This window comes from Bdellovibrio sp. ArHS, assembly GCF_000786105.1.
Lineage (GTDB): Bacteria > Bdellovibrionota > Bdellovibrionia > Bdellovibrionales > Bdellovibrionaceae > Bdellovibrio.
On the sequence record NZ_JTEV01000007.1, the window covers coordinates 15,575 to 28,875 of the forward strand.

General features: G+C 48.2%; 13 protein-coding genes. 6 read left to right on the forward strand and 7 right to left on the reverse strand.

Annotated elements, in window-relative coordinates; genetic code table 11:
- Window positions 1–6: 6 nt before the first annotated feature.
- From acs to OM95_RS03975, 3 genes are all read right to left on the reverse strand, one after another.
- Window positions 7–1,944 (reverse strand): acetate--CoA ligase, encoded by a 1,938-nt coding sequence (gene acs / locus OM95_RS03965; RefSeq protein WP_041870687.1) that lies wholly within the window; start codon window positions 1,942–1,944, stop codon window positions 7–9.
- A gap of 129 nt (window positions 1,945–2,073) precedes the next feature.
- Window positions 2,074–2,508: a YeeE/YedE family protein gene (locus OM95_RS03970; RefSeq protein WP_041870565.1), complete on the reverse strand. Its 435-nt coding sequence runs from the start codon at window positions 2,506–2,508 to the stop codon at window positions 2,074–2,076.
- A 1-nt stretch (window position 2,509) separates the two neighbouring features.
- Window positions 2,510–2,923, reverse strand: a complete 414-nt coding sequence (locus OM95_RS03975; protein WP_041870568.1) for a YeeE/YedE family protein — start codon at window positions 2,921–2,923, stop codon at window positions 2,510–2,512.
- Between the two features lie 86 nt (window positions 2,924–3,009).
- Here OM95_RS03975 and OM95_RS03980 point away from each other — a divergent pair, with 86 nt between their 5' ends.
- Window positions 3,010–3,873: an MBL fold metallo-hydrolase gene (locus OM95_RS03980; protein ID WP_041870570.1), complete on the forward strand. Its 864-nt coding sequence runs from the start codon at window positions 3,010–3,012 to the stop codon at window positions 3,871–3,873.
- A 79-nt stretch (window positions 3,874–3,952) separates the two neighbouring features.
- Here the strand turns inward: OM95_RS03980 and dnaK are convergent, their stop codons facing one another.
- Entirely contained in the window at window positions 3,953–5,860 is a 1,908-nt protein-coding gene (dnaK, locus tag OM95_RS03985) for a molecular chaperone DnaK (protein WP_041870572.1), read from the reverse strand.
- Window positions 5,861–6,228: 368 nt separating this feature from the next.
- Here dnaK and OM95_RS03990 point away from each other — a divergent pair, with 368 nt between their 5' ends.
- From OM95_RS03990 to OM95_RS04000, 3 genes are all read left to right on the forward strand, one after another.
- Complete coding sequence (locus OM95_RS03990) at window positions 6,229–6,429, forward strand: hypothetical protein (protein WP_041870574.1); 201 nt, start codon at window positions 6,229–6,231, stop codon at window positions 6,427–6,429.
- Window positions 6,430–6,536: 107 nt separating this feature from the next.
- The gene (gene gntA, locus OM95_RS03995) at window positions 6,537–7,226 is read left to right on the forward strand and encodes a guanitoxin biosynthesis heme-dependent pre-guanitoxin N-hydroxylase GntA (RefSeq protein ID WP_291515539.1); all 690 of its coding nucleotides are present in this window, start codon (window positions 6,537–6,539) and stop codon (window positions 7,224–7,226) included.
- Window positions 7,219–7,824 carry an urea carboxylase-associated family protein gene (locus OM95_RS04000; protein WP_291515540.1) on the forward strand — a complete coding sequence of 202 codons (606 nt, stop codon included), beginning with the start codon at window positions 7,219–7,221 and terminating at the stop codon, window positions 7,822–7,824. The genes gntA and OM95_RS04000 overlap by 8 nt, the downstream gene beginning before the upstream one ends.
- Window positions 7,825–7,827: 3 nt before the next feature.
- On the opposite strand, the gene dnaJ is transcribed toward OM95_RS04000, so the two are convergent.
- The 3 genes from dnaJ to OM95_RS04015 form a co-directional block, all read right to left on the reverse strand.
- Window positions 7,828–8,952, reverse strand: a complete 1,125-nt coding sequence (gene dnaJ / locus OM95_RS04005; RefSeq protein ID WP_041870576.1) for a molecular chaperone DnaJ — start codon at window positions 8,950–8,952, stop codon at window positions 7,828–7,830.
- Window positions 8,953–9,062: 110 nt separating this feature from the next.
- Entirely contained in the window at window positions 9,063–9,752 is a 690-nt protein-coding gene (locus OM95_RS04010) for a tetratricopeptide repeat protein (protein ID WP_041870578.1), read from the reverse strand.
- 3 nt (window positions 9,753–9,755) lie between these two features.
- The gene (locus OM95_RS04015) at window positions 9,756–10,361 is read right to left on the reverse strand and encodes a prepilin-type N-terminal cleavage/methylation domain-containing protein (protein WP_041870579.1); all 606 of its coding nucleotides are present in this window, start codon (window positions 10,359–10,361) and stop codon (window positions 9,756–9,758) included.
- Between the two features lie 223 nt (window positions 10,362–10,584).
- Here OM95_RS04015 and clpS point away from each other — a divergent pair, with 223 nt between their 5' ends.
- Together clpS and clpA are read left to right on the forward strand one after the other, a co-directional pair.
- On the forward strand, window positions 10,585–10,929 hold the full coding sequence (gene clpS, locus OM95_RS04020) for an ATP-dependent Clp protease adapter ClpS (RefSeq protein WP_363228086.1): 345 nt from the start codon (window positions 10,585–10,587) through the stop codon (window positions 10,927–10,929).
- Window positions 10,926–13,253, forward strand: coding sequence for an ATP-dependent Clp protease ATP-binding subunit ClpA (clpA, locus tag OM95_RS04025; protein ID WP_041870584.1), 2,328 nt, complete (start codon window positions 10,926–10,928; stop codon window positions 13,251–13,253). The genes clpS and clpA overlap by 4 nt, the downstream gene beginning before the upstream one ends.
- Window positions 13,254–13,301: the final 48 nt, after the last annotated feature.

Consider the following 13,301-nt stretch of genomic DNA (forward strand, 5'->3'; position numbering starts at 1 on the left):
AAACTATCACCGATTCAGCCTGTTGTCCACCAGTTCTTGGACGACACTAGGGTCCGAAAGCGTCGAGATATCGCCCAATTGATCTGGGTGATTTTCCGCGATTTTCCGTAGAATCCGACGCATGATTTTCCCTGAACGAGTCTTTGGCAAACGAAATGCCCACTGAATCAGATCTGGGGTGGCGATCGGACCGATTTCTTTTCTGACTGTCTGGATAAGTTCTTTGCGGATTTCCTCGCTGGGCTGCTCCCCTGTTTTCAAGGTGACAAAGGCATAAATGCCCTGCCCTTTGATATCATGCGGATAACCGACGACAGCGGCCTCCGCCACACGAGGATTCGCAACAAGAGCCGATTCAATTTCCGCAGTTCCGATACGATGCCCTGAAACATTGATCACATCATCGACCCGACCGGTAATCCAATAGTAACCGTCTTTGTCGCGTCGACATCCATCTCCTGAAAAGTAATAACCGGGATAAGTCGAAAAATATGTTTCTTCGAAGCGGTCATGATTGCGATACACCGTGCGCATCTGACCCGGCCAAGAGTCAGCAATCACCAATACACCTTCGCCTTCAACTTCTTTGATCTCTTTCCCCTCGACGGTCAGCAACTTCGGCTGCACACCAAAAAATGGCAGAGTCGCAGAACCTGGCTTCGTCGCGATGGCTCCCGGCAATGGCGTGATCATGTGCCCCCCGGTTTCTGTCTGCCACCAAGTATCCACAATCGGGCAACGGCCTTCGCCGACAACTTCGTGATACCAGGCCCACGCTTCCGGGTTGATCGGCTCGCCGACAGTTCCCAAAATTCTTAACGTTTTACGCGAAGCACTTTTGACATAAGCATCCCCTTCCCGCATCAGGGATCTTAGAGCCGTGGGAGACGTATAAAAAATCGAGACTTGATGTTTATCAACCACGTCCCAGAAACGCGAGGGTGTGGGATAATTCGGGACACCTTCGAAGATCAGCGAAGTCGCCGCATTGGCTAAAGGCCCATACACCATGTAGCTATGGCCCGTGACCCAACCAATGTCCGCCGAACACCAGTAAATATCATTATCGTGGTAATCGAAAACATACTCGTGAGTGATGCTGGCCCAAAGCAGATATCCGCCCGTGGTATGCAGCACACCTTTAGGTTTGCCTGTGGAACCCGAAGTATAAAGAATAAACAAAGGATCTTCCGCGTCCATGTGTTCGGGTTCACACTGATCGCTCACCGTCTTAACTTCGTCATGCAACCACAGATCTCGGCCGGGCTGCATCTGAATGTCAGTCTGCGCATATTTCACAACCAGCACTTTTTCGACCGGCGCGCGCAACAGGGCTTTATCGATGTTTTCTTTCAAGGCAATTGTTTTACCACCACGAAATCCCGCATCCGCTGTAACGATGTATTTCGATTCACCATCTAAAAGACGGTCCGCAATAGAGTCCGATGCGAAGCCACCGAAAATCACCGAGTGCACAGCTCCCAGACGAGTGCAGGCCAACATGGCATAGGCGGCTTCGGGAATCATCGGAAGATAGATCGTGACCACGTCGCCTTTTTTGACGCCCATCCTCTTTAGGATGTTCGCAAAACGACAAACTTCCTGATGCAATTCTTTATAAGTGATTTTTTTGGAGGGAGTTTGCGGGTTGTCGCCTTCCCAGATCAAAGCGACTTTGTCGCCATTCTTTTTCAGGTGCCTATCAATACAGTTATAAGAGACATTGAGCTTTCCGCCTTGAAACCATTTGATACTGACAGGTTTCTTGAAGCTGGTTTCTTTAACCTTGTCCCACTTTTTAAACCAGTCTAAACGCTCGGCGGCTTCCGCCCAAAATCCTTCAGGGTCTTTAATGGATTTTTCGTACATCTCTTTGTACTTGGCTTCATTGATCCAGGCGTGTTTCGCGACGTCTGCGGGAATGGGATAAAGTTCTTTATGCATACTCACCTCACCTTTCATCGTAAACCTTCAAATAGTGAGGTCAAATTTATAATTACAGAAAGTTGCTGCGCAAAATTTCTTGGCCCCAGGGGCTTGAACTTTGACTCAAAACTTTACACGTCGGCAATGTTACTTGGATTCATATTTAAAAAAGCGCTGAGCACTCATCCCCACCAACATGGCAGCTACAAAGACAAGAGCCTGCATCGATCCCGCACCCACAGAGGTGATCACTGGACCGGGACAGTACCCCGCTAAGCCCCAACCCAAACCAAACAAAAGACTGCCCAAAACAAGAGCGCGATTGATCTGCTTTGACTGCGGCACATGCCATCGTGAATCCAGCAAAGGAGACGTTCTTTTTCGCGCGAGATAATAAATAAAAGCATGAACGGGAATCGCCCCCATCATCACAAAAAGCAGCGTCGGGTCCCAATTCTTATCCCACGTCAAAAAGCCCAGAACCTTCGCAGGATCAGTCATTCCCGCGACTGCCAGTCCGAAGGAAAAAAGAAAACCAACCAACAGAGCAACGAGCCCTTGCAGCGCCATGGTACTTTTCATTTTATCCCCACACATATCTTAGAAGGGTTGCTATCGCGATCCCGGAAAACATAAATAACATCGTCGCAACCAGCGAGCGTGGCGAAAGACGCGAAAGACCACAGATACCGTGTCCACTCGTGCAACCGCCGCCCATCACGGTGCCAAGACCGACAAGAAATCCCGCGACTAAAATTACCAACCATGATTTTTCTGAAGTTGCAAAGAATGAGGGCTGAAGATGCCCCATCACGAAGCCCCCCAACAATAAACCGAGCAAAAAAGCCCCCCGCCAAAATCTTCCATCGGAGACCGTCAAAAAACTGTGCGTGATACCGCTAATTCCCGCCACGCGTCCATTGCAAATCAACAGCAGCGATACTGAAAGACCAATCAAAGCTCCACCACCAAGAGCGTAGGCAATACCTTCCGTCATTTTTCGAATCCTTTACTAAATCCTTCACTATAAGATCATCCTCGGGATATTCTTGGCAAAGACTACTTTTTGATTGGTAAGGATGTATGGATTTACAAATAAAACATTTTTTTGATCCTGGGACCTTTACATTGACCTATGTCGCCTATGATTCCCAATCAAAGGATGCTGTTGTCGTCGATCCGGTTTGGGACTTCGACCAGGCGACAGGCAAACTGTCTACAAAGGCCATGGAGCCCGTCGTGGAGTTTTTGCAAGCACAACGTCTTCAGCCTTACTTCGTTTTGGAAACTCATGCGCATGCCGACCATCTTTCTAGTTCACAACTTTTTAAAAATGTTTTCCCGTCTGTTAAGGTCGCCATCTGCGAACGTATTACCGAAGTACAAAAAACATTTAAAGCCTTTTTCAACCTTTCCGATCTTGATGCCACGGGGAAAGATTTTGATGTTCTTTTAAAAGACGGACAAATCCTGGAAGCTGGTTCCTTGAAAATCAAAGTTCTTGCGACACCCGGACACACCCCGGCTTGCGTTTCGTATCTGATAGGCGACGCTCTGTTTTCTGGGGACGCGATTTTTATGCCTGACTCTGGAACAGGTCGTTGTGACTTCCCGCATGGCAGTGCTGAACTGCTTTACAAATCCATCACTGAAAGAATCTATACCCTCCCCGACGCCACTCGTATTTTCGTCGGTCACGACTATCAGCCGCAAGGGCGAGAACTGCGCTATCAGACTTCGGTGGCGGAACAAAAGGAAAAGAATATTCAGTTGGCAGGACACGTCAGCGAAAAAGACTTCGTTCAATTTCGCAAACAACGGGATAGCACGTTGGCTGCGCCCAAACTTTTAATTCCCAGTCTGCAAGTGAATATTCGTGCGGGACACTTGCCGCCAGCAGAATCGAACGGTGTCAGCTATATCAAAACACCTCTTAAACCTCAGTAGTTGAACTTAAAAAGTGTAAATAAAAAAGGCCTGTTCTTTCGAACAGGCCTTTTAAGTTTTATGTTAGAAACCCCTAGGATTAGTTGACGTCTTTATAGTCAGCGTCGATCACATCGTCGCCGCTTTTTTCTTCCGCTTTGGCTTCGCCGCCAGCTTCAGAAGATCCGTCAGCGCCAGGTTGGCCTCCTTGCTTTTTGTAAAGCTCAGAAGTCATTTTGTGAGTCACGCCTTGAAGTTTTTCGAATTGCGCTTTCAGCTCACTGACCTCAGCATCTTTGTTCTCAAGCACCTTCTTCGCTTCCGCGATTGCATCGTTAGCTGCTTTCACTTCGGCTTCAGGCAATTGAGAACCGGAATCCTTGATCAACTTCTCGGTTTGATAAACCAGGTTGTCCAAGTTGTTTCTTTGCGTCGCCGCTTCGGCCTTACGTTTATCTTCTTCCGCATGGCCTTCAGCATCGTTCACCGCGCGCTTGATCTCTTCTTCAGAAAGACCTGATTGCGCTGTGATCTTGATCTGTTGAGTCTTGCCTGAAGACATGTCTTTCGCACTGACATGCAAGATACCGTTGGCGTCGATATCAAAAGTCACTTCAACTTGAGGAACACCGCGTGGAGCTGGTGGGATACCCACAAGTTCAAAGCGTCCTAGTGTTTTGTTATCAGAAGCCATCTTGCGCTCACCTTGAAGAACGTGGATGTCTACGGCTGGCTGATTATCAGCGGCAGTAGAGAACACCTGAGATTTCTTCGTAGGAATCGCCGAGTTTCTTTCGATCAAAGTCGTCATCACGCCGCCCAAAGTCTCGATACCAAGGCTTAGTGGAGTGACGTCAAGAAGAAGAACGTCTTTAACATCACCGGTAAGAACGCCACCTTGAACAGCCGCACCTACAGCGACCACTTCGTCCGGGTTCACCGTACGGTTTGGTTCTTTGCCGAAGAATTCTTTCACAGCTTTTTGGATAGAAGGGATACGCGTCGATCCACCCACCAAAACCACTTCGTCGATCTCGGAAGCTTTCATGCCCGCATCCGCCAAAGCTTTACGGCAAGGCTCCATCGAGCGCTTCACTAGATCTTCGGTCATCTGATCGAATTTTGCGCGAGTTAAACGAGTTTGCAAATGCTTAGGACCTGATTGGTCTGCCGTGATGAACGGAAGATTGATTTCAGTTTCCTGAGCGGAAGAAAGTTCGATTTTCGCTTTCTCTGCCGCTTCTTTCAGACGTTGCAAAGCCATTTTGTCGTTTTTAAGATCGATGGCCTGATCTTTTTTAAATTCTGAGATCAACCATTCTAAAATTACGGTGTCAAAGTTATCGCCACCCAAATGAGTGTCCCCATTAGTAGCGCGAACTTCCACAACTCCATCACCGACCTCCAAGATAGAAATATCGAATGTACCACCACCGAAGTCGTAGATAGCGATTTTTTCGTCTTTCTTTCTTTCCATGCCGTAAGCCAAGGCTGCGGCCGTGGGTTCGTTGATGATACGTTTGATTTCAAGACCCGCGATGCGACCGGCGTCTTTTGTCGCCTGTCTTTGCGCATCGTTGAAGTAAGCTGGAACTGTCACAACAGCTTCAGTGACCGGCTCACCGAGATAGTCCTCTGCGACCTTTTTTAGTTTCGCAAGAACGGCAGCACCGATTTCCTCGGGAGAAACCTGTTTGCCTTGAACTTTGAAAGCACAGTCATTGCCTTTACCAACAACAGTGTAAGGAACAAGTTTGATTTCCTCTTGAACTTCTTCAAATCTGCGACCGATGAAACGTTTCGCAGAATAAATCGTGTTTTCAGGATTTGTTACGGCCTGACGCTTAGCGATTTGACCGACCAAACGATCGCCATCCTTCGTGTAAGCGACCACTGAAGGAGTAGTACGAGCGCCCTCTTCATTCACAAGCACTTTGGGCTCGCCGCCTTCCATGATCGCGACGCATGAGTTCGTCGTTCCTAAGTCGATACCTATTATTTTACCCATACTAATTCTCCTTAAAAATTAACTGCTTATAGCAATTTAAATGTGGGTCGGACTTCGCATTCGTCAAGCTGGCCCTTGTAAATTTTTATGACAAATTTTTAACGAATAATTTCAATATCTTACGGATATTTAACTCGTGTTATGGAGCAGCGGCGGGCATGATGGGCTCTTCGCTCCTCTCTTAAAAAAACAGGAAACGAAGCCCCTCAGGCCTCGGCGCAAACCCTTCAACGCCGGGGCCTCAATTTCTGCCTTATTTTGCAGCACCGGTATTAAAGAATTTAAATGCCATATTCATAAGATTTTTACTTCTTTCGGTTACCCTACTTCAGCGATTCAAGCAAACTGTTCTGGAGGAACTCAAGCTTATGACACACTTCAGTTTTAAGATGGCAGCAGCCCTTGTATCTTCACTTCTTGTGATCGGCCTGGCCCAAGCCGAACTTCGCGCAGAAAAACAAGAATCTGAACAAGAAGAAGTTCAAGACGAAAAAGAAAGTGCGGTGAGTACTTCGGAAATACCGAATGAAAATATCCTTTCGGCCGCGCCCAAAGCGGATTCCCAATAAAAATCAGGATTACCGAGTCCACCACGTAAATTTCCAACGCGCAATCAGTGGTAAAACACATAGAGGCTCTCATTGTAGCGCTAAGGCCTTTCGTCTAAGCATAGTCCATGGACATTTCTCAGGTCGAATCGGACATTCACACTTTGATCTCGCAAAAGAACTACCCCTGCATCGCTGCAGTTCAGGCTCTGTTCAAAAAAGAGCTGATCTGTGACATCTATACAGAGTTCGGCAGCGGCCTCAGCGCGCGATCTTTAGCGAAGAATCTGATCGAATTTAAAGAGCGACAACGATCACAGAAGATTCAAAACCTCACCTATTTCGCTGCTTTTCCCGAAGACATCGTTACCAACGAAGAGGACTTCGAAGACAAGCTATGGCGAGAACTTTCCGCCATGTGGGACCACAGTGACATTGTCGGCGGCTGGGACCCCGCCTTCAGCGACGATCCCGCCGACAAGAACTTTTGCTTTAGCTTAGACGGCAGTGCCTATTTTGTCGTGGGTTTGCATTCCCAAAGCAGTCGCCTGTCCCGACGTCTGCCCTATCCGGCGTTGGTATTCAATCTTTACAGTCAGTTTCATGAGCTTCAAGAGCAAGGACTTTATCAATCTATGATTCAAATCAATCGCCAACGCGACGAACGCTTTCAGGGGTCGGTCAATCCGATGGCAGCGCAACACAACGACGTCTGGGAAGCGATTCAGTTTTCGGGACGAAACAACCCGTCTGATTGGCAGTGTCCTTTCACCAAAGGCCTTCTCGGACTTGCGAAAAAGGCGTGGTTCCGTGCCTGAAGCCTTAGAAAAAACCTATTGCATTCTTCCCGCGCAAACCGGTGCGGCTTTTCTTTTACGGCAAGGTGAACTTTTGCGGGTGACGACGCCGGAAGATCATCAAGTCGCCGATCTTTTTTGTTTCAATGCGCGGGATTTGTGGGAAAGCCTTTCCGCGGGCCGCTCAATAGATTGGGCAGAGACCATATACCTAACTGAAGGCCATCATCTTTACTCCAATCGCAGCAATCCGATGCTGACCATTTTGGGAGACAGTTGCGGCCGCCATGATTTTTTAATGACCCCGTGCAGTCTGCGCATGTTTCAAATCGTGGCGGGCAACAACGACTATCACCCTAGCTGCCATGAAAACCTGGCGAAAAATCTGGCTGAGTTCGGCATACATGAAGATCAGATTTCCACGACGTTCAATATTTTTATGAACGTCACTGTGGACGGAACAGGTGGGGTCACGATTGAGTGCCCCAAAGCCAAAGCCGGGGACTCCATTTTGTTTCTGGCGGAAATGGATTTAGTCGTGGGCCTGACGGCTTGCTCGCATGAGGGAACCAATCATGGGACGTGCAAGCCGATCTGGTATCGGAAAGAGTCTTTCTGACGTTTATTTTTTTCTTCCAAAAAGACCACCACTTTCCGGGGATACTTTCAACCCGCGGGCCTTGGCGATTTCACGCAGAAGTTTTTCTTCGTCTTTGTTAATCTTGTCAGGCAACTGCACATTGATGTGGAAGTAAATGTCACCGCGACGATTGCCACGCAATGATGGCAGACCTTCTCCGGGAACTTTCACTGTGTCGCCGGGATGAGAACCTTTAGGAACTTCGACGGTGGTTTTTCCCGTAACCGTCGGAACATCAATTTCAGCACCCAAAAGCATTTGCACATAAGGCACAGAAAGCTCTGCCACCAAATCATCCCCGCGTCGTTCGAAATGATTGTGGGGCTTCACTCGGATTTCAACGTAAAGATCCCCGGCAGGGCCACCCATGTAGCCGCCCTCGCCTTCCGTCGCCACACGCAGTCTTGTGCCCGTGTCGACACCGGCCGGAATATTTAAGCGGATTTTGCGATGTTCAGCGACGCGACCTTTTCCTTTGCAGGACTTACAAGGATTTTTGATTGTTGTTCCTTGTCCCTGACATTGCGGACAGGTAGATGCCATTGCAAAGAAACCTTGAGAGCGAACGACTTGGCCCGAACCTCCGCACATAGTACAGGTCGTGACCTGTGAACCTTTTTCTGCGCCCGTGCCTTTGCAGTCATCACAGTTTTTGTCCGTGTCGAACTCGATTTCTTTTTCTAATCCGGTGATGACATCTTTCAAAGTCACTTCCGTCACGTATCTTAAGTCGGCCCCCCGGCGGGGCGCATTTTTGTCGCGGCGTTGGCGCTGCTGACCGCCCATACCGCCACCAAAGAAGTCGCCAAAGATATCACCGAAATGCGAAAAGATGTCTTCGACGTCAGTGAATCCTGCACCGCCACCACCACCACCACGGCCGGTGAAAGCATCGTGACCAAAACGATCGTACTTGGCGCGCTTATCTGGATCACTCAGAACTTCGTAAGCTCCTGCGGCCTCTTTAAATTTGTCTTCGGCTTCTTTGTTGCCTGGATTTTTATCAGGATGTAACTGCATCGCCAATTTACGATAAGCTTTTTTTATCGTGTCTTGGTCTGCTTCGCGGGCAACGCCTAAAATTTCGTAGTAGTCTCTTTGAGCCATTTTCGTTTTTCGTGTCCTAAATTATTGAATGTGCAGTGCAAATCAAAATATGGTGCCGAATGAGTATCCGTCAAGCTTAGGCCCTAAAAGGCCATTGGACGCAATGCTTCTTACTTGGCAGAGGCTTTGATCGAGAGGATTTTGTCTTCCAGACGTTTAATCAGCGCTGGATCTTGCTGCGTGTCCTTCATTTCCTGAAGAAGAGCTTCGGCCAGCTCCGTATTTCCCGCATCCGAGTACAGCCTTCCCGCAAGAGTGAAAACCCAAGGTGGCGCGCCGTTTTTTCCGGCCTGAATAAGAAGCTCAGCGGCTCGTTGCGGATTCTTCACTTCGTAAAGATAGTGATAAGCGGCCCGGTAGGAAATTTTCCAGTCATGGGGAAATTCTTTAACACCTTTTTCAAAAATCTTCGTCGCCCCGTCAACGTCCGTGATAATGACCGTCAACGCTAATGCTCCTGCTGCGTAGGGAGTCCGAAACTTCGGCGCGAGATTTGTGATCGTATCGAGCATCTTAAAAAGCCATGAGTTATTGCGACACACATTTTCTGCAATTTTTTGATCACAATAATCAAAATCCTGCACGGCCCGAATCCAAAAAAGATCCGCCATGGATTCGCTATAACCAAAGGTAAAATGCTGAAGCTGGGGTGGCGGCGCAATCAAAGCCCGCTCGTTTTTAAGGGAGCTGGTCGCAAACAATTGCGATAAGATGAGGACCGTAAAAGCAAAAATCCCCAGTAGAATACTGGGGATTTTTCTGATGTTGAAGTTGTAAGAACTTTCAACTGAGGTCTTCATTAACTATTGAATACCGATCTGTGTATTGCGGATAACTTTAGAGCTGTCGATAGCCCAACGGTCATCAGTCGCACTAGTTTGAATAACGGCAGCTGCGCCAGCTTGAAAGCTGTCAACTCGCGTAACGCAGTTCGCAGCTACACCACTGGAGCTTAATGAACAAATACTGTCCGTGATCGCCGGTGGCTGAGCACCAGTCGCACCATTTAACATCGTACAGCCACGAGCAAACACACCGTTAGCGCCGCAGTAAGCAGTTCCCGGCCCACCCGCAGAATAGTAATCATTCGCCGGAGTTCCAGAGTAACCATTAGCTACACCCGCAATCTGCCCTGCTGCAGAGAATCCAATATTATAACGAAGCGAACCTTCCGGAGTGTATCCGATAGCAGCGAAACGGCTGTCATAAGTGTTATATTCTGCATAGAAAGCTTTTTCCGCAGTATACAATGAAGACAAGTTTGTCTTAGCTTCAGATTGGCGTGCTTTTGCCATGTATTTATTTACAGATGGGACTGCGATTGCAGCCAGGATACCGATGATTGCCACCACAACCATCAACTCAACGAGCGAGAAACCGCGTTGAGAATTTTTAGAAGAGAACAACATTAAGACCTCCATGGTTCTTTAATTCTGCTTACCCACATAAGTGTGTCAAAATTAAATGCTGAATGCAAGCCAGTGTCTCGAATCCGACCCGACAATTTTGCAACTGTGCTTCGCTCATTTTTCAGAGGCAAATCTCGACTAACAACCAGCTTTCTTTAGACCCCCGACTTGCCAAGTCTTAAAGAGTGCTCAAATTGAGTCGAGAGGTAGTAGACTCATGAGTATGGGAAACAACGACAACAATAACGGCAGTAAGTATCCATTCTCGAATACAGAGGGAGAAGCGGGCGTCCAGCTCGTCCCAAAACTAGACACTCCGAAGATGTATAAAGTGATTCTTCTTAATGATGATTACACACCGATGGACTTTGTGGTTCTTGTATTGCGTCGTTTTTTTGCAAAAACAGAAGAGCAAGCGACGCAAATCATGTTAGATGTACATAAGAAGGGTGCAGGTGTCGCCGGGGTCTACTCGCTGGAGATTGCCGAAATGAAAGTGATGCAAGTCAATCAATTCGCGCAACTGAATCAGTATCCCCTAAAAAGCACACTGGAGGAGGAAGCATGATGAGCCGCGAACTTGAGCGGAAGCTCGCCGAAGCCACAGAACTCGCCAAACGCCACCATCACGAATTTGTGACCTTAGAGCATATTCTTTTAGTGCTCACTGAATCTCCTTTAATGGTGGAAATCCTCGAGGCTTGCGCGGTCAACGTGCAAAAACTTCGTCAGGATCTGCGCGATCATTTAAAGGCTGGAATTCCTCAAATCACTGACGACCAGTTATCGTCTTATGGAGGCTTTGACTCCTGGACTCCCGAATTCACGTTGGCCTGTCATCGCTTGATCCAGCGCGCTGCCATTCAAATGAAAAGCGCTGGCCGCAATCAGATCAGCGAAGGCAGCTTGTTAGTGTCTTTATTCTATGAGCAGGACTCGCACGCGACCTTTGCACTGGCCCGACAAGGCCTTACTCAGTTTGATATCATCAATTACATTTCCCATGGGATCACAAAAGATGGGAAGGATCACGACATCCCCCCTTCAGCAGCTCCCCGTGCCGGTGAATATCAGGGAGAATCTTATGAGGAGGGTCGCAACTCGCCTCTTGAAAGTTTCTGCGTGAACCTCAATGACAAAGCCAAACTGGGTAAGCTCGACCCGCTGATCGGTCGCGAGGACGTCATCGAAAGAACGATCCAAGTTCTGTGCCGACGCACGAAAAACAATCCTCTTTTGATCGGCGAACCCGGCGTGGGTAAAACCGCAATTGCCGAAGGACTTGCACAAAAAATCGTCCAAGGAAATGTTCCCGAGAAACTTAAAAATGCCGTGATCTATTCTTTAGATCTGGGTGGTTTATTGGCAGGAACCAAATTCCGAGGAGACTTCGAAGGTCGCTTGAAAGCGGTTGTTAAAGACATCGGAAAACGTCCCGGCGCTATTCTTTTCATCGATGAAATTCACACGATCGTGGGCGCGGGTGCGACCAGCGGCGGTTCGATGGATGCCTCAAATTTATTGAAACCTGCTTTGGCAAGCGGTGACATCAGTTGCATCGGTTCCACCACGCATGTGGAATACCGACAGTATTTTGAAAAAGATCGTGCTTTGAACAGACGCTTTCAAAAAATCGATATCGCCGAACCTTCGAATGAAGACACCATCAAGATTCTTCGCGGGCTTCGCAAATCCTATGAAGAGTTTCATGCAGTTCAATACACGGAAGAAGCTTTGCGTGCCGCCGTGGAGCTGTCGCAAAAACACATTCATGGAAAACTTTTGCCCGACAAGGCCATCGACGTCTTAGACGAGGCTGGTGCGCACTTCCGTTTGAAGTTTGAACATGCCGAAGAAGTGAAGATCGATGCCCCGCAAATCGAAGAAGTGATCGCAAAGATGACGGGGCTGCCGATTGCCAGCATCTCTTCAAGCGAAAAAACTCAGCTTCGTGATCTGGATAAAAAACTGAAAGCTCTTATTTTTGGTCAAGACGAAGCGATCGATCGTCTGGTCGCGAGTATCAAGTTCTCGCGCAGCGGGTTGGGTCGTCCCAACAAACCGATTGGCAGCTTTCTTTTCACCGGCCCTACGGGTGTCGGTAAAACCGAAGTGTGTCGTCAGCTGGCGCAGATTTTAGGTGTTCACTTTGAACGCTTCGATATGTCCGAGTACATGGAAAAACATGCCGTGGCCCGTTTGGTCGGTGCACCTCCGGGATACGTGGGCTACGAGGAAGGCGGTCTTTTGACCGAATCCGTGACGAAGAATCCTTACGGTGTTTTTTTGCTGGACGAAATTGAAAAAGCGCATCCCGATGTCACCAACATCCTTCTGCAAGTCATGGATGCGGGCCGCCTGACTGACAGCAACGGCCGCGTGGCTGACTTTAAAAACGTCATCCTGGTGATGACTTCCAATGCGGGAGCTTTGGAAACTTCTCGGGGCACGATCGGCATGGTCGAAGACAGTCGCAGCTCTTTGTCGATGGATGCGATCAAAAAAGCGTTTTCGCCGGAATTCATCAATCGTCTGGACGCGGTTGTGTCCTTCCGCGATCTCAGCGAGGACATGATTACGAAGATCACCCAGAAATTTGTCGATGAATTGAAAATGGCTCTTCTTGAGAAAAAAGTAGAACTGAATGTTTCTCAAGAAGTAATTAAGTGGCTAATGAAAAAAGGCTACGACAAAGTTTATGGTGCCCGTCCTTTAGCGCGTGCGGTAGACGAGCATCTGAAAAAAGCCTTGGTCGACGAACTACTTTTTGGACGCCTGGTCGATGGCGGACGAGTGAATGTGGAGCTGGAAAAAGATATTTTGAAGTTCCATTTTAGCACCACCCCTAACGGCACTGGTCAAAAGAATCAAAAACAACCCGTCACGACGTGATGTGATGGCATTGACATTCCTTTTAGAGTTATCATTATTAATGGTGAC

Excerpts from the sequence above, each read along its gene's own strand:
- acs (WP_041870687.1), bottom strand. The coding sequence starts at position 1,944 with ATGCATAAAGAACTTTATCCCATTCCCGCAGACGTCGCGAAACACGCC.
- OM95_RS03970 (WP_041870565.1), bottom strand. The coding sequence starts at position 2,508 with ATGAAAAGTACCATGGCGCTGCAAGGGCTCGTTGCTCTGTTGGTTGGT.
- OM95_RS03975 (WP_041870568.1), bottom strand. The coding sequence starts at position 2,923 with ATGACGGAAGGTATTGCCTACGCTCTTGGTGGTGGAGCTTTGATTGGT.
- OM95_RS03980 (WP_041870570.1), top strand. The coding sequence starts at position 3,010 with ATGGATTTACAAATAAAACATTTTTTTGATCCTGGGACCTTTACATTG.
- dnaK (WP_041870572.1), bottom strand. The coding sequence starts at position 5,860 with ATGGGTAAAATAATAGGTATCGACTTAGGAACGACGAACTCATGCGTC.
- OM95_RS03990 (WP_041870574.1), top strand. The coding sequence starts at position 6,229 with ATGACACACTTCAGTTTTAAGATGGCAGCAGCCCTTGTATCTTCACTT.
- gntA (WP_291515539.1), top strand. The coding sequence starts at position 6,537 with ATGGACATTTCTCAGGTCGAATCGGACATTCACACTTTGATCTCGCAA.
- dnaJ (WP_041870576.1), bottom strand. The coding sequence starts at position 8,952 with ATGGCTCAAAGAGACTACTACGAAATTTTAGGCGTTGCCCGCGAAGCA.
- OM95_RS04010 (WP_041870578.1), bottom strand. The coding sequence starts at position 9,752 with ATGAAGACCTCAGTTGAAAGTTCTTACAACTTCAACATCAGAAAAATC.
- OM95_RS04015 (WP_041870579.1), bottom strand. The coding sequence starts at position 10,361 with ATGTTGTTCTCTTCTAAAAATTCTCAACGCGGTTTCTCGCTCGTTGAG.
- clpS (WP_363228086.1), top strand. The coding sequence starts at position 10,585 with ATGGGAAACAACGACAACAATAACGGCAGTAAGTATCCATTCTCGAAT.
- clpA (WP_041870584.1), top strand. The coding sequence starts at position 10,926 with ATGATGAGCCGCGAACTTGAGCGGAAGCTCGCCGAAGCCACAGAACTC.